An 18,925-nucleotide genomic window follows, 5' to 3' on the forward strand; every position below is an offset into this window, starting at 1 on the left:
GGGCGGCGGGCGCGCGCCGGCCTCAGAACGCCCAGGCCAGGGTCGCGGCGAGCGCGACCGCGAGGGCTGCCCCGGTCGCCGTCATCGCCATCCGGCCGAGGCCGACGGTCGCGGCGGCGACACCCTCCTCGGCGAAGCCGAAGGCCTGGCCGGCGGCCTGCTCGGCCCGGGCGAGGGTGAGGTGGCGGGTCCGGCTGTGGCGAACCTGGCGTCTGGCGGCTCTCATCGTCGGGTCGCTCCTGCGGCGCGGCCTGTCCGGCCGGCGATCGCGCGGCCGATTCGGCAACGGGCGGTCATGGCCGAGGTTCCGGCCGAGCCCGTGCGCGTCACCGGACCTTAAGGGAATTTGTTTACGTCTCGGTGACTCTGGTACGGGTTCTGCGGCGCGGCGGTCCCGGACCGGCCGCCCCACGCGACCATGCCACGCCCGAAGCCACCGGAAGCCCCTTTTTGTTCCGCGTTTGTTCCGGTATAGGGAGAGGATGACCTCGAATGCTGCCAGAGCCCTTCCCCCACCGCGAGGCCGTCGCGTGAGCGAGGCCGCGCGAGACCTGTTCGGCGCGGGCGGCAAGCCTCCCGAAGGAAAGCCGCCTGCGGATCCGCTGAAGGCGGACGCGCTCAAGCGCACGAAGCCGGTCGCCGTGCCCCCGCCCGCGGACGCCGCGGAGGCCGGCTACGACGCCTCGGCGATCGAGGTGCTGGAGGGGCTGGAGCCGGTGCGGCGCCGGCCCGGCATGTATATCGGCGGCACCGACGAGAAGGCCCTGCACCACCTCTTCGCCGAGGTGATCGACAACTCGATGGACGAGGCGGTGGCGGGGCATGCCAGCTTCATCGAGGTGGAGCTGCAGGAGGACGGCTGCCTCGTCGTGACCGACAACGGCCGCGGCATCCCGGTCGACCCGCACCCGAAATTCCCCGGCAAGTCGGCGCTCGAGGTCATCATGACCACGCTGCATGCCGGCGGCAAGTTCGACTCGAAGGTCTACGAGACCTCGGGCGGCCTGCACGGCGTCGGCATCTCGGTGGTGAACGCCCTCTCGGACGTGCTCGAGGTCGAGGTCGCCCGCAACCAGACGCTCTACCGCCAGACCTTCTCGCGCGGCCACGCGCAGGGGCCGATCGAGACGATCGGCCGGGTGCAGAACCGGCGCGGCACGAAGGTGCGCTTCCATCCCGACGCCGAGATCTTCGGCGAGCACAGGTTCGATCCGCGCCGCCTGTTCAAGATGGCGCGCTCGAAGGCCTACCTGTTCGGCGGGGTCGAGATCCGCTGGCGCTGCGCGCCCAGCCTGCTGGACGGCGTCGAGACCGTGCCGGCCGAGGCCGTGCACCGCTTCCCGGCCGGCCTGAAGGACTATCTCGCCCGCGAGATCGACGGCAAGGACCTGGTCGCCGACGGCGTCTTCGCCGGCAAGGTGACGAAGCCCGGCAGCCACGGCTCGCTCGAATGGGCGATGGTCTGGCTGTCGAACGACGACGGCTTCTCCTCGTCCTACTGCAACACCATCCCGACGCCGGAGGGCGGCACCCACGAGAGCGGGATGCGGGTGGCGCTGCTGCGGGGCCTGCGCGACCATGCCGAGCGGGTCGGCCAGGTCAAGCGGATGGCCTCGGTCACCGCCGACGACGTGATGGCGACCTGCGCGGCGATGCTGTCGGTCTTCATCCGCGAGCCCGAGTTCCAGGGCCAGACCAAGGACAAGCTCGCGACGCTGGAGGCCTCCCGCATCGTCGAGGCGGCGATCCGCGACGCCTTCGACCACTGGCTCGCCGCCTCCCCGGCCCAGGCCAACAAGCTCCTCGACTGGGTGATCGACCGGGCCGAGGAGCGCCTGCGCCGGCGCCAGGAGAAGGAGGTCGCCCGCAAGACCGCGACCCGCAAGCTGCGCCTGCCGGGCAAGCTCGCCGATTGCTCGAAGGCCGGGGCCGCCGGCTCCGAGATCTTCATCGTCGAGGGCGATTCGGCCGGCGGCTCGGCCAAGCAGGCGCGCGACCGCGCCACCCAGGCGATCCTGCCCCTGCGCGGCAAGATCCTCAACGTCGCCTCGGCGAGCCGGGACAAGCTCGGGGCCAACCAGCTCCTGTCCGACCTGACCCAGGCGCTGGGCTGCGGCCTCGGCAACCAGTACCGGCACGACGACCTTCGCTACGAGAAGGTCATCATCATGACCGACGCCGACGTCGACGGCGCCCACATCGCCTCGCTGCTCATCACCTTCTTCTACCGGCAGATGCCCAAGCTGATCGAGGGCGGGCACCTCTACCTCGCGGTCCCGCCCCTCTACCGGCTGACGCAGGGCGCGAAGAGCGCCTACGCCCGCGACGACCGCCACAAGGAGCAGCTGCTCAAGACCACCTTCAAGTCTGGCAAGGTCGAGATCGGGCGCTTCAAGGGCCTCGGCGAGATGATGCCCGGGCAGCTCAAGGAGACCACGATGGACCCCAAGAAGCGCACGCTCCTGCGGGTCGAGGTGGTGGAGGAGGCCCGCGAGGCCACCGGCGACACGGTCGAGCGGCTGATGGGCAACAAGCCCGAGGCCCGCTTCGCCTTCATCTCCGAGCGCGCGGTCTTCGCCGACGAGATCGAGCTCGACATCTGACACCCGGAGCGCCCGCGGGCCTGCCCGGCGTCGTCCGGCGCTCGCAGGCCCCGGCGAACCCGCGACCTGTCGGGGGCTTGCGCCCCCGTCTCCCTCGGCCTTACGCCGCGCCCGTTACGGCGCGCCGTCCCTCAGGCCGCCGGCCATCGCTTCGAGGCGGCCCAGGACGGCGGCGAGCACCGGCCGCAGCCGCGCGGCCTTGTCCGCGTCCAGGGCGAAGGGCGGCGCTTCCGTCGCCAGGTGCGAGACCTGCGCGAGCTCCATCTGGATCGCGTGGATCCCGGCCTCGGGGCGGGCGTAGTGGCGGGTCGTCCAGCCGCCGCGGAAACGGCCGTTGACGACGCTCGTGTAGCCGGCGGCGGCCGCGCAGGTCTCGGCCGCCGCGCGCTCGATCGCCGGGTCGCAGGTCCGCCCGCCATCGGTGCCGATGTTGAAATCCGGCAGCGTGCCGGGGAACAGGAACGGGATCCGCGAACGGATCGAGTGGCAATCGTACAGGATCGCGACCCCGTGCAGCGCCCGCACGCGCGCGACCTCGGCGGCGAGCGCGGCGTGGTAGGGCGCGTGGAACCGCGCGATCCGGTCGGCGACGTCGTCCTCGCCCGGGCCCGCGCCGTCCCGCCAGATCGGGGCACCGTCGAAATCGGTGGCCGGAACCAAGCCGGTGGTGTTCTGCCCCGGATAGAGGCTGGTGCCGGACGGGTCGCGGTTGGCGTCGACCACGTAGCGGTGGAACGTCGCCCGCACGGTCGTCGCGTCCGGGAGCAGCCCGTCGTAGAGCCGGTGGATGTGCCAGTCGGTGTCGCGCAGCCGGCGGCCCTCGTCGTTCAGCCGCGCGAGGATGTCGGGCGGAACGTCCGTGCCGGTATGGGGCAGGGCCAGGATGACCGGCGACGAGCCCCGGGCGACCTCGACCGGGCTTACGGAGACCGGGCTCATGCCGCCTCCAGGCCCGGCAGGATGCCGGGCGACGGGCTGGCGTCGATCGCGCCCTGCGCCACCAGGCCGGCGGCGATCCGCAGATCGTCCGCGAGGTAGCGGTCCTCGTCGAGCGGACGGATCGCGGCGCGGATCGCCGCGAGCGCCCGCTCCAGCTCCGGGCTCGTCCGCAGCGGGCCGCGCAGCTCGACGCCCTGGGCGCCCGCCAGGGCCTCGATGCCCAGGATGCCGAACAGGTTCTCGGTCATCGCCAGCAGGCGGCGGGCGCCGTGGCAGGCCATCGAGACGTGGTCCTCCTGGTTGGCGGAGGTGGGCGTCGAATCGACCGAGGCCGGGTGAGACCGCTGCTTGTTCTCGCTCATGAGCGCCGCCGAGGTCACCTCGGCGATCATCAGGCCGGAATTCAGGCCGGGCTTGCGCGCCAGGAACGCCGGCAGCCCGAAGGACAGGGCCGGGTCGACCAGGAGGGCGATCCGGCGCTGCGCGATCGAGCCGATCTCGCAGATTGCGAGCGCGATCTGGTCGGCCGCGAAGGCGACCGGCTCGGCATGGAAGTTCCCGCCCGACACGACCTCGCCGTCGGACAGGACCAGGGGGTTGTCGGTGACGGCGTTGGCCTCGATCTCGAGGGTGCGGCCGGCCTGGCGCAGGAGGTCGAGGCAGGCGCCCACGACCTGGGGCTGGCACCGGATGCAGTAGGGATCCTGGACCCGCTCGTCGCCCTCGACGTGGCTCTCGCGGATCGCCGAACCGTCGAGGAGCGCGCGCAGGGCCGCCCCGGCCTCGATCTGCCCTCGATGGCCCCGCAGCGCGTGGATCTCGGGGTGGAACGGGGCGGAGGAGCCCATCGCCGCATCGGTCGACAGCGCGCCGGTGACGAGGGCGGCCCGGAGCGCCCGGAAGGCGCGGAACAATCCGGCCAGCGCCAGCGCGGTCGAGACCTGCGTGCCGTTGATGAGCGCGAGCCCTTCCTTGGCGGCCAGCACCACCGGCTCGAGCCCGGCGCGCCGCAGCGCCTCGCCGCCCGGCATCCGTTCGCCCGCGACGAAGGCCTCGCCCTCGCCGATCATCACGGCGGCCAGGTGGGCGAGCGGCGCGAGGTCTCCGCTGGCGCCGACCGAGCCCTGGCCGGGAATCGCCGGGACGACGCCGCGGGCGAGCATCGCCTCGATGAGCCGCACGATCGCCAGCCGCACCCCCGACGCGCCGCGGCCGAGCGAGATCAGCTTCAGCGCCATCACGAGGCGCACCACGTCGGGCTCCAGGAGCTCGCCGAGGCCGCAGCAATGCGACAGGATCAGGTTGCGCTGGAGGGTGGCGAGGTCGCCGGGCGCGATCCGGATCGAGGCCAGTTTCCCGAACCCGGTATTGATCCCGTAGATCGGCGCCTCGCCCTCGGCGATCGCCGCGATCCGGGCCGCGCCCCGCTCGATGGCGGTATCGCAGCCCGCATCCAGCCGCGCCGCCACGCCGTCGCGATAGACGCGCTCGAGGTCCTGGAGCGACACGTGTCCCGGATGGAAGGTCAGGGTCATGGCGAGGTCCTCGTTCGGCTCGACGGCGCGCGCGGGGCGCAAGGAAGGACGACGCGGCCGCGCCGTCGCCGGCGGCCACCCGTGCCCCGCCCGATCGACGCAGGCGGGCGCGGCGATGCGCCGTTGGCTGTCCCAATATGTATAGACATGTAACGAGGCTTGGCAAGCGCGAGCCGGGGTCTGCGAGGGCCTTCGGCCTGGGGCTCGGTGCTGCCCCGCGTGTCATGTCTAGCGTTGAAAGGAGCCGGGTGGCGGCCGTGCGATCGGCCGGTCGCCAGCCCGTCGGCCGGCCTCATGCCTGCCATTCGTTGATCTCGCGGCCCCGGCGGCCTATTCATGCGCGCCATGGACCTCCGAGCTTCCGCCGAACGATCCGTGGCCCCCGGATCCCCGGCCCCCCACCTCCCGGCTACCGTGGCGCCGCTGACCTGCGCGTCGCCGCCCCGCGGACGGGCCGCGCCGTTCCTGCCGATGAGCCGCGCCGAGATGACGGCGCTCGGGTGGGACGCCTGCGACATCGTGCTGGTGACGGGCGACGCCTACGTCGACCATCCGAGCTTCGGCATGGCCATCATCGGCCGGCTGCTCGAATCGCAGGGGTTCCGGGTCGGCATCATCGCGCAGCCGGACTGGCAGTCGGCCGAGCCGTTCAAGGCCCTCGGCCGGCCGACGCTGTTCTTCGGCGTCACCGGCGGCAACCTGGATTCGATGGTCAACCGCTACACGGCGGACCGGCGCCTGCGCCACGACGACGCCTACACGGCCGGCGGCGAGGGCGGGAAGCGGCCGGACCGCTGCACCATCGTCTACACGCAGCGCTGCCGCGAGGCGTACAAGGACGTGCCGATCGTGCTCGGCGGCATCGAGGCGTCGCTGCGCCGGATCGCGCATTACGATTACTGGTCCGACAAGGTGCGCCGCTCGATCCTGGCGGACGCCAAGGCCGACCTCCTCCTCTACGGCAACGCCGAGCGCGCCGTGGTCGAGGTGGCCAACCGCCTCGCCGCCGGCGAGGCGCCGCACGAACTCGACTCGGTCCGGGGCGTCGCCCTGTTTCGCCGGGTGCCCGAGCACTGCACCGAGCTGCCCGCCGACGACCTCGATTCCGCCGACGAGGCCGCCTCCCGCAAGGCCGGCGAGACCGTGATCCGGCTCCCCGCCTACGACGTCGTCAAGGACGACAAGGAGGCCTATGCCCGCGCCTCGCGCGTGCTGCACCGGGAGGCCAACCCCGGCAACGCGCGCCCGCTCGTCCAGCGCCACGGCGACCGCGACCTGTGGCTGAACCCGCCGCCGATCCCGCTCACCAGCGCGGAGATGGATGCGGTCTACGACCTGCCCTACGCCCGCGCCCCCCACCCGTCCTACGGCGACGCCAAGATCCCCGCCTGGGACATGATCAAGTTCTCGGTGACGATCATGCGCGGCTGCTTCGGCGGCTGCACCTTCTGCTCGATCACCGAGCACGAGGGCCGCGTCATCCAGAACCGCTCGGAGGGCTCGATCCTGCGCGAGATCGAGCGGATCCGCGACAAGACCCCGGGCTTCACCGGCGTGATCTCGGATGTCGGCGGGCCGACCGCCAACATGTACCGGATGGCCTGCAAGGACCCGAAGATCGAGGCGGCGTGCCGGCTGCCGTCCTGCGTCTTCCCGGACATCTGCCCGAACCTCAACACCTCGCACGACGACCTGATCCGGCTCTACCGCAAGGTCCGGGAGGTGAAGGGCGTCAAGAAGGTGATGGTGGCCTCCGGCGTGCGCTACGACCTCGCGGTCCGCAGCCCCGAATACGTCAAGGAACTCGTCACCCACCACGTCGGCGGCCGCCTGAAGATCGCGCCCGAGCACACCGAGCGCGGTCCCCTCGACCTGATGATGAAGCCGGGAATCGGCACCTACGACCGATTCAAGGAGATGTTCGACGAGGCGGCCAAGCAGGCCGGCAAGAAGTACTACCTGATCCCGTACTTCATCGCGGCGCATCCCGGCACGACCGACGAGGACATGCTGCAGCTTGCGCTGTGGCTCAAGAAGAACGACTATCGCGCCGACCAGGTCCAGACCTTCCTGCCGTCGCCGATGGCGACCGCCACGGCGATGTACCACACCGAGGTCAACACGCTGAAGGGCGTGCGGCGCGGCGGCAGCGAGCCGGTCGAGGCGATCAAGGGCCTGCGCCAGCGCCGCCTCCACAAGGCGTTCCTGCGCTACCACGACCCCGAGAACTGGCCCCTGCTGCGTGAGGCGCTGCGGGAGATGGGCCGCACCGACCTCATCGGGCCGCGGCCCGACCAGCTCGTGCCGTTCTCGCAGCCGCCGGGGACGGGCCTGGGTGCGGGCAAGGCGGGCGCGGCCAAGTCGGGCGCGGGCAAGGGGCGCGGACCGCAGCGGCCGGCGCGCCAGCCGGCCGGCCAGCGATTCACCACGAAGGGCGTCCCGATCAGGAAGTGAGACGACTTCCGGAAGGACGACGTCCGGAAGTCGTATCGCAGGCCCGCGCGGAAACGCAGGCCTCACACGCGCGAGCGGAGCCGATTTGCGCATCGCGACGCGATCCCGCGGACGTCGTGTACCGGCCGCGCGGGCGGGTGCTCGCCCCCGGGCGGGATGCGCGGCCGCGTCCATGCCGCGTTGCGCGCGCATCGGCCGGAGGGTAACTCCGGCGTTTGCGTGACGAGGAACGGGAGACGGTGACCCGCGTGAGCAAGCTGGCGGTGACGAAACGCGGACCGGCCAAGGCGGCCTCCGCCCCCTTCGCCGAGATCGTGATGGTGTGCGCCAAATGCGCCAAGCGTCAGGGCGTCGGCGCCAAGGCGGTGCGGGGCGGGCTGAAGCGGGCCCTCAAGGCCGATCGTCGCGGCCGCAAGGTGCGGGTGGTCGAGACCGGCTGCCTCGGCCTGTGCCCCAAGCGCAGCCTCACGCTCGCCACCGCCGGCTCTCTCGGCGAGGGCCGTCTCCTGGTGCTCGATCCGACGCTCTCCGCGGAGGCGATGCTCGACGCCCTGCTGCCGACCCGGGACGAGGACCGATGACGGCGGGCGACGCGGCCCCGCACCCCGAGGCCCGTCGCCCGAGCCTCGGCCGGCGCCTGCTGCGGCGGGTGCCGCTCCTCGGCGCCGCGGTCGGCGTGGTCCTCGCGCTCTGGCTCGTCGCCGCCAACGACGTCGGGGCGGTGGCGGACGCCTTCGGGCGCGTCGGCGTGCTCGGCATCGTCGCGGTGGTGCTGGTGCGGCTCGTGATCGTCGGGCTGTGCGGTATCGCCTGGGCCCGGGTGCTCTCCGGCCTCGTCGGGCTCGCCTCCGGCCCGTTCGTGCTGCTGCGCTTCGTGCGCGAGGGCGTCAACGTGCTCTTGCCCGTCGCCTCGGTCGGCGGCGAGGTCCTGGGCGCGCGCCTCCTCACCTTCTGGGGCGTCACGGGCGCGGCGAGCGCCGCCGGCATCCTGGTCGACATGTTCTTCCAGGTCGTCACCCAGGCGCTGTTCGCCCTGACCGGCGTCGTCCTGCTCTCGCGGCTCGAGGGCGAGCAGGCGGCCACCCTCGCGGCCTGGTGCGCCAAGGGCCTGGCGCTCAGCGGCGTCGTGCTGGCCGCGTTCTTCGCCGTGCAGCGCTATGGCGGCGCCGCCTTCGTCGAGCGCCGGGTGAGCGCGCTCGCCCGGCGCTTCGCGGCCGAGGGCGGGCCTGCGCCGGTCGGCGGCGGCGTCCAGGCGGCGCTCGACGCGGTCTGGGACCGTCGGCGCGGGCTGCCGCTGGCGGAGGGCTTCCTCCTCCACCTCGCGGCCTGGTTCCTCGGTGCCCTCGAGATCTGGATCGCGCTGCGCTGCATCGGCATCGAGGGCGTGACGTTCGCCGAGGCGGTGGTCCTCGAATCCCTGAGCCAGGCGATCAAGTCGGCCGCCTTCCCGGTTCCGAGCGGGCTCGGCGTCCAGGAGGGCGGCTTCGTGCTCCTCGGCAGCCTGTTCGGCATCGATCCGCACACGGCGCTCGCCCTCTCCCTGGTCAAGCGCGTGCCCGACGTGGTGCTGGGCCTGCCGGCGCTCCTGGCTTGGCAGATGATCGAGGCCCGGCGCGGGCTGATGGTCCCGCCCACTGCCCCACCTGCGATCTAGAGCATTTTCCGACGAAGTGGGCACCGGGTCGTCGATAGAAAATGCGGCAAAATCAATGACCTAAAGCATTTTCCGACGAAGTGGAAACCGGTTCGTCGGAGAAAATGCGAAAAAACAAAGACCTAGAGAGCTTCGCGATTGCAACGCGATCGTGAAGCTCTCTAGAGCAGTGCCCGGTCGACCGGGTACTGCTCTAGCGCGCCGCCCGGGCCAGCACCTCCGGCGTGTCGGGGGCGCTCATCGCGCGGGCCGCGGCCTCGGCGGTGAGGCCGCCGGCGTCGCGGCGGGCCGGGTCGGCGCCGTGGGCGAGCAGGGTCTCCACCATCTCGACCCGGTTGAACATTGCCGCGACCATCAGGGCGGTGCGCCCGTCCGGCCCGGCCCCGTCGACCGCCGCGCCCCCGTCGAGGAGCGCGAGCACCACCGGCAGCGCACCCTTGAACGCCGCCGCGGCGAGCGGGGTCTGGCCGCGGTCGTTGGCGATCTCCGGGTCGGCCGCGTGCGCCATCAGCACGCCGACGGTCTCGACATGGCCGTGATAGGCCGCGAGCATCAGGAGCGTGTCGCCCTTGTCGTTGCGCAGGTTCGGCGGCATCCCCATGCCGAGAAGCTCGCCCAGCTCCGCGTGGTGACCGAGGCGCGCATAGCCGAAGACCCGGCCCGCGAAGGCGATCGTGTCCTCGTCCAGGGTCGGGCGCGCCGGGGCGCCGGGCTCGTCGTTCTGCATCGCTCTCATCCGTCGTGGTCGGCGCGGGATATCGGGCGGGGGCCCGTGCCGCCAAGTGGTGCCCCCTGCCGAGCGGATACCCCGCCGGGACGGTCGCTCCGCCTCGAGGCGGGCGGCCGCGATCCGCTCGCGCCGGGATTGATCGAGCCCATTAGGTCTGGATTCACTACACGCCCGGGAAACAGGCGGACTGACCATATGGCCGACTGTAAGTTCATCAACGGAGGCGTACGTCTCTCGCCACATAGATCTCCATAGAGAGACACCCGTTGTGACCGCCCTCTACGATTGCATCGCTCATAATCACGATCTCAAGCTCGTTTTGCTCGCTGCGGTTGTGTGCAATCTCGCTGCAGCAACTAGCCTGACCTTGCTCGACTACGCGCGCGGCCATGCCGGCCGGGCGCGCCGGCTGTGGCTGCTCACCGGGGCGCTCGCCGGCGGCACCGGGATCTGGGCGACTCATTTCATCGCCATGCTGGCCTTCTCGCCCGGCCTCGCCTCGGCCTACGACCTCGGGCTGACCGGGCTGTCGCTGATGATCGCGGTCTTCATGACGGCGGCCGGGTTCTGGATCGCGCTGCGGCCGGGCCTGCCGGCCGCCCCCTGGCTCGGCGGCGCGCAGATCGGCGTCGGCGTCGGCGCGATGCACTTCACCGGCATGGCGGCCTTCGAGGTCGCGGGCCGCGTCGCCTGGGATCCGGTCCTCGTCGTCACGGCGCTCGTCGCCGGCGCCGGGCTCGGCAGCCTGGCGCTCGCCACTACCCTGCGCGACGGCTCGGTGCGCACGAAGGTGCTCGGGGCCGTCCTGATGGTCGCGGGGATCTGCAGCCTGCACTTCACCGCGATGACCGCCGCGGTGATCGTGCCGGATCCGAGCCGGGCGCTCTCGGGCACCGCGGTGCCGGCGGAGATGATGGCGGTCGCGGTCGCGGTCGGCAGCATCACGATCCTCGTCCTCGCCTTCGCGGGCCTGTGGCTGCACCTGCGCGACGAGCGCCGCTCGGCGCTCGAGGGCGACCGGATGCGCGGGCTGGCCAACGCCGCCGTCGAGGGCCTGGTCGTCTGCGACGGCGACCGCATCGTCACCGTCAACGACAGCTTCGCCGACCTCGTCGGCGTGCCTCCGGACGCCCTCACCGGCCAGCCGCTCTCGGCCATCCTGGGCGAGGCGGCCGACCGGCTCCGGCCCGGGGCCGACGAGGACCTCGAGGTGCCGGAGGCGCAGCTGCGCCGCGCCGACGGCACGCTCGTCCCGGTCGAGGTGATCCGCCGCGTCATCGACTTCGCCGGCCGCCCGCACGCGGCGATGGCGGTGCGCGACCTGCGGGCGCGCAAGCGCGCCGAGGCGCGGATCGCCTACCTCGCCCATCACGACGCCCTCACCGGCGCGCCGAACCGGGCGAGTTTCAACGACCGGCTGGTGCAGGAGATCGCGCTCGCCCAGGCCGCCGGGCGTCCGCTGGCGGTGCTCTGCGCCGACCTCGACCGGTTCAAGGAGGTCAACGACCTGTTCGGCCACGCGGCCGGCGACGCCCTGCTGCGCTCGGTCTGCGCCGCCATCACGGGGGTGCTGGCGCCGGGCCAGATGCTGGCGCGGCTCGGCGGCGACGAGTTCGCCGTGCTGGCCCCGAACCTCGACGCGGCCGGTGCCGAGGCGCTGGGCGAGGCGATCCTGGCGGCCCTGCGCCAGGCCGAGACCGGGCCGGCCGGGGCGATCGCCGCCGCGAGCCTCGGCCTCGCCGTCTACCCGCATGACGGCGACGACGCCGAGACCCTGATGGTCCAGGCCGACACCGCCCTCTACCGCGCCAAGCAGGAGGGACGCGGGCGCCTGCGCTTCTACGAGGCGCGGATGGGCGTGCAGGTGCGCGAGCGGCGCCAGATCGAGCACGACCTGCGCCATGCCGTCGAGCGGGGCGAACTGCGGGTGGTCTACCAGCCGCAGACCCGCATCGACAGCGGCGAGGCGGTCGGCTTCGAGGCGCTGCTGCGCTGGCATCACCCCGAGCGCGGCACCGTCCCGCCGAACCTGTTCATCCCGATCGCCGAGGAGACCGGCAGCATCCTGGCCATCGGCGAGTGGGTGCTGCGCGAGACCTGCCGCGAGGCCGCCTCCTGGGACAAGCCGCTGCGCATCGCCGTCAACGTCTCGGCGGTCCAGCTCCACTCCCCGGGCTTCGCCGAACTCGTCCACGAGATCCTGTTCGCCACCGGCCTGTCGCCGGCCCGCCTCGAACTGGAGATCACCGAGACGGCGCTGATCCGCGACCTGCCCCGGGCGCTCGCCACCCTGCGGCGGATCAAGGCGCTCGGCGTGCGCATCGCCATGGACGATTTCGGCACCGGCTACTCGTCGCTGTCGAACCTGCGTGCCTTCCCGTTCGACAAGATCAAGATCGACGCCTCCTTCACCCGCTCGGTCGATTCGAGCGAGCAGGCCGCCACCATCGTGCGCACGGTGCTGGGGCTGGGCCGGGGCCTCGGCCTGCCGGTCCTGGCCGAGGGCGTCGAGACCTCGGCCGAGCTCGCCTTCCTGGGCGCCGAGGCCTGCCAGGAGGCGCAAGGATACCTGATCGGCCGTCCCGGCCCGATCGGCGGCTTCCAGCATCTGACGGCGGAGCCGGACGCCGCCGAGGACGCGGCGTGAGCGGCGCGCGGGCTGGCCGGCGCGGGCAAGAGGCGGCATAAGCCGGGCAGGCGGGGCCGTCCGGTCCCGCCGCCTCTTCCCGAGACGAGACTCCATGACCGTCAAGGCCGTCCCCACGCAGCCCTTTCCCGACCAGAAGCCCGGCACCTCGGGCCTGCGCAAGAAGGTGCCGGTCTTCCGCCAGCCGCGCTACGTCGAGAACTTCGTCCAGGCGATCTTCGACTGCCTGCCCGACCGGGCCGGCACGACGCTGGTGGTCGGCGGCGACGGGCGCTTCCTCAACCGCGAGGTGGTGCAGACGACCCTGAAGATCGCGGCGGCCAACGGCTTCTCGCGCATCCTGGTCGGCCGCGGCGGCCTGCTCTCGACGCCCGCCGCCTCCTGCGTGATCCGCCAATACGGCGCGATCGGCGGCGTGGTGCTCTCGGCGAGCCACAACCCGGGCGGCCCCGAGGGCGATTTCGGCATCAAGTTCAACGGCCGCAACGGCGGTCCCGCCCCCGAGCCGGTCACCGAGGCGATCTTCGCCCGCACCAAGGCGATCGGCGAGTACCGCATCGTCGAGGCCGCCGACATCGACCTCGACACCCCGGGCGACGTCGCGCTCGGTGAGGCCACCGTCACGGTGATCGATCCGGTGGCGGATTACGCCGCGCTGATGGAGACGCTGATCGACTTCCCGGCCATCGCGGCGCTCTTTCGCTCCGGCTTCCGGATGCGCTTCGACGCGATGAGCGCGGTGACCGGCCCCTACGCGGTAGAGATCCTGGAGCGGCGCCTCGGCGCGCCGGCCGGCACGGTGATCAACGCCGAGCCGCTGCCCGATTTCGGCGGCCACCACCCGGATCCGAACCCGGTCCACGCCCATGACCTGATGGTCGAGATGACCGGCCCGGCCGCGCCCGATTTCGGCGCGGCCTCCGACGGCGACGGCGACCGCAACATGATCGTGGCGCCCCACCTGTTCGTCACCCCGAGCGACAGCCTGGCGATCCTCGCCGCCCACGCGCATCTGGCGCCGGGCTACAAGGCGGGTCTCTCCGGCATCGCCCGCTCGATGCCGACGAGCCGCGCCGCCGACCGGGTCGCGGCCGCTCTCGGCGTCCCGGCCTTCGAGACCCCGACCGGCTGGAAGTTCTTCGGCAACCTGCTCGATGCCGGGCGGATCACGCTGTGCGGCGAGGAGAGCGCCGGCACCGGCTCGAACCACGTCCGCGAGAAGGACGGGCTCTGGGCGGTCCTGCTCTGGCTCAACCTGCTTGCCGCGACCGGCAAGCCCGCCGACCGGGTGGTGCGCGACCACTGGGCGACGTACGGCCGCGACTACTATGCCCGCCACGACTACGAGGAGGTGGAGAGCGCCGCCGCCGAGGGGCTGATGAGCGCGCTTCGCGACAAGCTCGCCGGGCTGCCGGGTCAGAGCTTCGGCGGGCTCACCGTCGAGGCCGCGGACGACTTCGCCTATACCGACCCGGTCGACGGCTCGGTGACCGCGCGCCAGGGCGTGCGGATCCTGTTTCGCGAGGATGCCCGGGTGGTCTTCCGCCTGTCGGGCACCGGCACGGTCGGGGCGACGCTCCGGGTCTATCTCGAGCGTTTCTCGAAGGACCGGCTCGACGCGCCGACCGCCGAGATGCTGGCGCCGGTCGTGGCGGCGGCGGAGGCCATCGCCGGGATCGTGCAGCATACGGGGCGGACCGAGCCGTCGGTCGTGACGTAGGGCGAATAGCGTGCCGCCCCGAACCCTTCCCCCTCTGCGGGGGAGGGTGGTCCCTGCGTCAGCAGGGGCCGGGCCGGGACGAAGTCCCGCAAGAGGGGCAGCGCGACGACTTTCCAGACGGCGCCCTTCAGGACGGTTCAGTCAAATCCGGAAGCGGCGTCCCCTCTCCCGGCCTACTTCGTAGGCCACCCTCCCCCGCAGAGGGGGGAGGGTTCAAGAGGCGGAGCTTCACACCGCCCCCTCCTCCCCGGGCGGCACGACCCGCGGGCGCTCGTGGTAGAGCAGGTACAGGCCGGAGGCCGCCACCACCGCGCCGCCGATCACCGTCCAGTGGTCGGGCAGATGACCGAAGACCAGGATGCCGAGGAGCACCGCCCAGAGCAGGTGGGCGTAGGCGAAGGGCGCGAGCGTCGAGGCCGGGGCCCGCCGGTGCGCCAGGATCAGCAGCCAGTGGCCGAGAGCGCCGAAGAAGCCGACGGAGGCGATGCCGATCCAGGTCGAGGCTTCGGTCGGGGTCTGCCACAGGAACGGCAGGGCCGGCGCGGTCAGCACCGAGCCGACGAGGCCGGTATAGAACATCGTGGTCTCGGGCGGGTCGTAGGCGGCGAGCATCCGCGTCACCACGATGTAGACCCCGTTGACGAGCGCGGTCACCACCGCGAGCAACGCCGCCGGGTGCATGCCCGAGAGCCCTGGCCGGCTCACCACCAGGACCCCGGAAAATCCGACCAGCACCGCCGCCACCCGGCGCCAGCCGATCCGCTCGCCGAGCAGCGGCCCGGCGATCAGCGCCACGACGAGGGGCGACGCGAAGGTGATCGAGGTGACCTGCGCCAGCGGCAGGTAGCGCAGGGCCACGAACGAGCACATCGTGGCGGTCACCAGGCACAGCGAGCGCAGGACCTGCAGGCCCGGCCGGCGCGTGCGCATCAGCCCGACGATGTCGCGCCGCCCGGCGAGGAAGCCCGCCACGATGACGAAGCTGACGAGGTAGCGCAGGGCCACGATCAGCATCGGGCTCATCGTCCCGCTGAGGAACTTCGCCGAGGCGTCGATGCTGGCAAAGCCCGCCACCGCGCTCACCATCAGGGCGATGCCGGTCAGGGTCTCGTGCTGGCCCGTGCCGCGCATGCCCGCTTCCTCCCTCGTTCGCTCCCTTGACTTAGAACGGAACTCCATTCAAATCCAGAACTGCGTTCCATATTTGAGAGCGCGGACTTAGAGCACGAGAGATGGCCGGCTCCCTGCTGCGGCGCGCCCTTGACCTGGTGGAACTCCTCGCGAACCATCCGCGCGGGCTGCCCCTCCAGACCATCGCCGAGACGCTGGATATTCCCAAGAGCGGCGCCCACCGGCTGCTGGCCGAGCTCGCCGAGCATCACTACGTGGTGCAGGACGGCGAGACCGGGCGCTACCTGCTGACCACCAAGTTCGCCACGCTCGGCCTCAAGCACCTCTCGCGCACCGGCGTCGTCGACATCGCCCAGTCGGTGCTCGACCGGCTAGCCGGTCTCAGCGGCGAGCTGGCGCGGCTCGCGGTGGTCGATTACCCGCGCCTGGTCTGGGTGGCGAAGGCGCAGGGCGCCCGCACGGGCCTGCGCTACGACGGCGACATGGGCACCGAGGCCCGGCTCTCGACCAGCTCGACCGGCATCGCGTGGCTCGCGAGCCTCACCGACGAGGAGGCGCTCAGCCTCGTGATGCGCCAGGGCCTCGGCGCGCCGGAGGAATGCGGCCCCAACGCGCCACGCACGGTCGCGGCGCTCATGGCCCTGGTCAACGAGGCCCGCGCCCGGGGTTACGCCTGGGTGCAGGACACCAACACGCCGGGCGCCGCCGCGATGGCGGCCAACATCGTGCATCCGCAGACCGGGCGCGCCATCGGCAACCTCAGCGTCGCCGGCCCGAGCCTGCGCCTCGGCGAGGCGCAGCGCGACGCGATCGCGCCGGACCTGCTCGCCGCCGCCGCCGACCTGTCCTCGGTCGGCGCCTTCTCCGAGTATCTCGGGGCGCTCGGCGGCCGGGCCCCCGTCACGTCCGGATGACGCCCTGAAATGGCTCGGGCCCCGGGACGGTGGTAAGTCCCGCGGGCGCGTCGAACGACCGGGCCGCCAAGAGCCACCGAGGGGTCTTCCCCTCGCACGACCCGTCACGGGCTCCGAAAGGCCCCCAGGAGGAAGCGATGACCCACGCCGACAGCGAGTTCCTGCAGAGGGACCGCTCGATCCACCCGCCGGCCTTCACGCCGGACTACAAGACCAGCGTGCTGCGCTCGCCGCGCCGGGCGATGATCTCGCTGCAATCCTCCCTGTCGGAGGTGACCGGCCCGGCCTTCGGGCATTCGGAACTCGGCGCGCTCGATAACGACCTGATCCTCAACTATGCCCGCGAGGGCGAGCCGATCGGCGAGCGGATCTTCGTCCACGGCCACGTCCGCGACGAGAACGGCCGGGGCATCCCCCACACCCTGGTCGAGTTCTGGCAGGCCAATGCGGGCGGGCGCTACCGCCACCGCAACGACCGCTACCTCGCCCCGATCGACCCGAACTTCGGCGGCTGCGGCCGGACGATCACCGACGAGAACGGCTTCTACTACTTCCGCACGATCAAGCCCGGGCCCTATCCCTGGCGCAACAACCTGAATTCCTGGCGCCCGGCGCATATCCACTTCTCGGTGTTCGGCTCCGGCTTCGCCCAGCGCCTGATCACCCAGATGTACTTCGAGGGCGACCCGCTGATCTGGCGCGACCCGATGGTGCTCGGCATCCCCGACCGCTCGGCCGCCGAGCGGTTGATCGCCCCCCTCGACCTCGGCGCCGCGGTGCCGCTCGACATGCTCGCCTACAAGTTCGACATCGTGCTGCGCGGCCGCCAGCAGACGCTGTTCGAGAACAAGCTTCAGGGGAACTGAGACGATGGTCCAGCCGCTTCCCGTCCGTCTCCAGGAGACGCCGTCCCAGACCGCGGGTCCCTACGTCCATATCGGGCTGATCCCGCACCAGGCCGGCTTCGACATCTTCGAGACCAATTTCACCAACGTGCTCGCCGGGCCCGAGACCAAGGGCGAGCGCATCCGGATCGAGGGCCGGGTCTTCGACGGCGCCGGCTCGCTGGTGCGCGACGCCTTCCTGGAGATCTGGCAGGCCAATTCCGCGGGCCGCTACAACCACCCGGCCGACCGCCAGGAGGGCAAGCCCCTCGACGAGACGTTTCGCGGCTGGGGCCGCACCGGCTCGGACTTCGACACGGGCGTGTGGTTCTTCGAGACGGTGAAGCCCGGCCCGGTCGAGGGCCGCAAGGGCCACCGCCCGATGGCGCCGCACGTCAACCTCTGGATCGCCGCCCGCGGCATCAATATCGGCCTCCAGACCCGGCTCTACTTCGCCGACGAGGCCGAGGCCAACGCCGCCGACCCGGTGCTGAACCTCGTCGAGCGCGGGCCCTTGCGCGACAGCCTCCTGGCGAAGCGCGAGGAGCGGGACGGAACGACGGTGTACGTGTTCGACATCTACTTGCAGGGGCCGAACGAGACCGTGTTCTTCGACGTGTGAACTTCGCCCCATCCCCCTGACACACGACTGCTCATCCCACCCACGACCTCATCCTGAGGTGCCGCGCAGCGGCCTCGAAGGAGGGCTCCAGAGATGGCTGAGACTTCTGGAGCCCTCCTTCGAGGTCAGTCGATCCTTGATCGACTAACACCTCAGGATGAGGTTGCGGGTGGGAAGGAGCGGAAGACCATCACTCAGTCGCGTCCTCACGTCTCATCGTGGCGACAGAGCCAAAAATAACCCCAGGAGACCCCCATGAACCCCGTCGTCATCGCCGTCGCGATCACCGGCTCGGTCCCGCGCAAGAAGGACAACCCGGCGGTGCCCACCACCGTCGCCGAGCAGATCGAATCCACGCACGCAGCCTTCGAGGCCGGCGCCACCCTCGTCCACATCCACGTCCGCAACGACGACGAGTCCCCCTCCTCCGACCCCGACAAGTTCGCGGCGGTGCAGGAGGGCGTGCGCAAGCACTGCCCCGGCATGATCGTGCAGTTCTCGACCGGCGGCCGCGGCCGCGATCCGAGCGCGCGCGGCCTCTCGCTGGTCCACCGGCCCGACATGGCCTCGCTCTCGACCGGCTCGGTCAACTTCCCGACCATCGTCTACGAGAACCACGCGACCCTGGTGAACGACCTCGCCGGATCGATGCGCGAGAACGGCATCCGGCCCGAGATCGAGATCTTCGACCTCTCCCACATCCACGGCGCCAAAAGGCTGATCGAGGAGGGGCTGATGGATGCCCATCCCCACGTCCAGTTCGTGATGGGCGTGAAGAACGCGATGCCGGCCGACGAGCACCTGCTCGACATCCTGCTCGCCGAGACCCGCCGGGTGATCCCGGGTGCGACCTGGACCGCCGCCGGTATCGGCCGCGAGCAGGCCCGCGTCATGGGCTGGGCGCTCTCCCGCGGGGCGGATGCGGTCCGCACCGGCCTCGAAGACAACGTCCGGGTGACCAAGGACCGGCTCGCCGCGAGCAACGCCGAGCTGGTCTCGCTCGCCGCCGAGATGGTGACCCGCCACAACCGCAAGGTCGCGACCCCGGCGGAGGCCCGCGCCCAGCTCCACCTGAAGCCCGTGGCCTGATCC

General features: G+C 71.7%; 15 protein-coding genes. 10 read left to right on the forward strand and 5 right to left on the reverse strand.

Features of this window, described 5'->3' with window-relative positions; genetic code table 11:
- Positions 1-22: 22 nt before the first annotated feature.
- Positions 23-226 (reverse strand): hypothetical protein, encoded by a 204-nt coding sequence (locus BMX97_RS01110; protein ID WP_091744564.1) that lies wholly within the window; start codon positions 224-226, stop codon positions 23-25.
- A gap of 304 nt (positions 227-530) precedes the next feature.
- Here BMX97_RS01110 and parE point away from each other — a divergent pair, with 304 nt between their 5' ends.
- On the forward strand, positions 531-2,603 hold the full coding sequence (parE, locus tag BMX97_RS01115; protein ID WP_091744566.1) for a DNA topoisomerase IV subunit B: 2,073 nt from the start codon (positions 531-533) through the stop codon (positions 2,601-2,603).
- A 114-nt stretch (positions 2,604-2,717) separates the two neighbouring features.
- Here the strand turns inward: parE and hutG are convergent, their stop codons facing one another.
- Both hutG and hutH read right to left on the reverse strand, forming a co-directional pair.
- A complete protein-coding gene (hutG, locus tag BMX97_RS01120) occupies positions 2,718-3,542 on the reverse strand; it encodes an N-formylglutamate deformylase (RefSeq protein WP_091744568.1) in 825 nt (274 codons plus the stop codon).
- The gene (gene hutH, locus BMX97_RS01125) at positions 3,539-5,077 is read right to left on the reverse strand and encodes a histidine ammonia-lyase (protein ID WP_091745084.1); all 1,539 of its coding nucleotides are present in this window, start codon (positions 5,075-5,077) and stop codon (positions 3,539-3,541) included. The genes hutG and hutH overlap by 4 nt, the downstream gene beginning before the upstream one ends.
- Before the next feature lie 471 nt (positions 5,078-5,548).
- Here hutH and BMX97_RS01130 point away from each other — a divergent pair, with 471 nt between their 5' ends.
- From BMX97_RS01130 to BMX97_RS01140, 3 genes are all read left to right on the forward strand, one after another.
- The gene (locus BMX97_RS01130; RefSeq protein WP_244538242.1) at positions 5,549-7,531 is read left to right on the forward strand and encodes a YgiQ family radical SAM protein; all 1,983 of its coding nucleotides are present in this window, start codon (positions 5,549-5,551) and stop codon (positions 7,529-7,531) included.
- A 239-nt stretch (positions 7,532-7,770) separates the two neighbouring features.
- Entirely contained in the window at positions 7,771-8,112 is a 342-nt protein-coding gene (locus tag BMX97_RS01135; RefSeq protein ID WP_244538217.1) for a (2Fe-2S) ferredoxin domain-containing protein, read from the forward strand.
- The gene (locus BMX97_RS01140; RefSeq protein ID WP_091744572.1) at positions 8,109-9,185 is read left to right on the forward strand and encodes a lysylphosphatidylglycerol synthase domain-containing protein; all 1,077 of its coding nucleotides are present in this window, start codon (positions 8,109-8,111) and stop codon (positions 9,183-9,185) included. Before BMX97_RS01135 ends, BMX97_RS01140 begins: the two co-directional genes overlap by 4 nt.
- A 193-nt stretch (positions 9,186-9,378) precedes the next feature.
- On the opposite strand, the gene BMX97_RS01145 is transcribed toward BMX97_RS01140, so the two are convergent.
- Positions 9,379-9,912: an ankyrin repeat domain-containing protein gene (locus tag BMX97_RS01145; protein WP_091744574.1), complete on the reverse strand. Its 534-nt coding sequence runs from the start codon at positions 9,910-9,912 to the stop codon at positions 9,379-9,381.
- A gap of 370 nt (positions 9,913-10,282) precedes the next feature.
- Here BMX97_RS01145 and BMX97_RS01150 point away from each other — a divergent pair, with 370 nt between their 5' ends.
- Both BMX97_RS01150 and BMX97_RS01155 read left to right on the forward strand, forming a co-directional pair.
- Positions 10,283-12,562 carry a bifunctional diguanylate cyclase/phosphodiesterase gene (locus tag BMX97_RS01150; protein WP_348273104.1) on the forward strand — a complete coding sequence of 760 codons (2,280 nt, stop codon included), beginning with the start codon at positions 10,283-10,285 and terminating at the stop codon, positions 12,560-12,562.
- A 94-nt stretch (positions 12,563-12,656) separates the two neighbouring features.
- On the forward strand, positions 12,657-14,282 hold the full coding sequence (locus tag BMX97_RS01155) for an alpha-D-glucose phosphate-specific phosphoglucomutase (protein WP_091744577.1): 1,626 nt from the start codon (positions 12,657-12,659) through the stop codon (positions 14,280-14,282).
- Positions 14,283-14,510: 228 nt separating this feature from the next.
- On the opposite strand, the gene BMX97_RS01160 is transcribed toward BMX97_RS01155, so the two are convergent.
- Positions 14,511-15,413, reverse strand: a complete 903-nt coding sequence (locus BMX97_RS01160) for a DMT family transporter (protein WP_060845768.1) — start codon at positions 15,411-15,413, stop codon at positions 14,511-14,513.
- A gap of 101 nt (positions 15,414-15,514) precedes the next feature.
- On the opposite strand from BMX97_RS01160, the gene BMX97_RS01165 reads away from it, so the two are divergent.
- The 4 genes from BMX97_RS01165 (at position 15,515) to BMX97_RS01180 (ending at position 18,922) form a co-directional block, all read left to right on the forward strand.
- Positions 15,515-16,327: an IclR family transcriptional regulator gene (locus BMX97_RS01165; RefSeq protein WP_091744579.1), complete on the forward strand. Its 813-nt coding sequence runs from the start codon at positions 15,515-15,517 to the stop codon at positions 16,325-16,327.
- A 137-nt stretch (positions 16,328-16,464) separates the two neighbouring features.
- On the forward strand, positions 16,465-17,193 hold the full coding sequence (gene pcaH, locus BMX97_RS01170) for a protocatechuate 3,4-dioxygenase subunit beta (protein ID WP_091744581.1): 729 nt from the start codon (positions 16,465-16,467) through the stop codon (positions 17,191-17,193).
- 4 nt (positions 17,194-17,197) lie between these two features.
- Positions 17,198-17,833, forward strand: a complete 636-nt coding sequence (gene pcaG, locus BMX97_RS01175) for a protocatechuate 3,4-dioxygenase subunit alpha (RefSeq protein ID WP_091744583.1) — start codon at positions 17,198-17,200, stop codon at positions 17,831-17,833.
- Between the two features lie 255 nt (positions 17,834-18,088).
- The gene (locus tag BMX97_RS01180; protein WP_091744585.1) at positions 18,089-18,922 is read left to right on the forward strand and encodes a 3-oxoadipate:acetyl-CoA acetyltransferase; all 834 of its coding nucleotides are present in this window, start codon (positions 18,089-18,091) and stop codon (positions 18,920-18,922) included.
- Positions 18,923-18,925 lie beyond the last annotated feature (3 nt).

This window comes from Methylobacterium sp. ap11 (genome assembly GCF_900110515.1).
Classification (GTDB): Bacteria; Pseudomonadota; Alphaproteobacteria; order Rhizobiales; family Beijerinckiaceae; genus Methylobacterium; species Methylobacterium ajmalii.

Bases quoted from the DNA above. Each gene is read 5' to 3' on its own strand.
- BMX97_RS01145 (WP_091744574.1), bottom strand. From the start codon at position 9,912: ATGCAGAACGACGAGCCCGGCGCCCCGGCGCGCCCGACCCTGGACGAG.
- BMX97_RS01110 (WP_091744564.1), bottom strand. From the start codon at position 226: ATGAGAGCCGCCAGACGCCAGGTTCGCCACAGCCGGACCCGCCACCTC.
- BMX97_RS01160 (WP_060845768.1), bottom strand. From the start codon at position 15,413: ATGCGCGGCACGGGCCAGCACGAGACCCTGACCGGCATCGCCCTGATG.
- BMX97_RS01165 (WP_091744579.1), top strand. From the start codon at position 15,515: ATGGCCGGCTCCCTGCTGCGGCGCGCCCTTGACCTGGTGGAACTCCTC.
- BMX97_RS01140 (WP_091744572.1), top strand. From the start codon at position 8,109: ATGACGGCGGGCGACGCGGCCCCGCACCCCGAGGCCCGTCGCCCGAGC.
- hutH (WP_091745084.1), bottom strand. From the start codon at position 5,077: ATGACCCTGACCTTCCATCCGGGACACGTGTCGCTCCAGGACCTCGAG.
- BMX97_RS01130 (WP_244538242.1), top strand. From the start codon at position 5,549: ATGAGCCGCGCCGAGATGACGGCGCTCGGGTGGGACGCCTGCGACATC.
- hutG (WP_091744568.1), bottom strand. From the start codon at position 3,542: ATGAGCCCGGTCTCCGTAAGCCCGGTCGAGGTCGCCCGGGGCTCGTCG.
- pcaG (WP_091744583.1), top strand. From the start codon at position 17,198: ATGGTCCAGCCGCTTCCCGTCCGTCTCCAGGAGACGCCGTCCCAGACC.
- BMX97_RS01155 (WP_091744577.1), top strand. From the start codon at position 12,657: ATGACCGTCAAGGCCGTCCCCACGCAGCCCTTTCCCGACCAGAAGCCC.
- BMX97_RS01180 (WP_091744585.1), top strand. From the start codon at position 18,089: ATGAACCCCGTCGTCATCGCCGTCGCGATCACCGGCTCGGTCCCGCGC.
- pcaH (WP_091744581.1), top strand. From the start codon at position 16,465: ATGACCCACGCCGACAGCGAGTTCCTGCAGAGGGACCGCTCGATCCAC.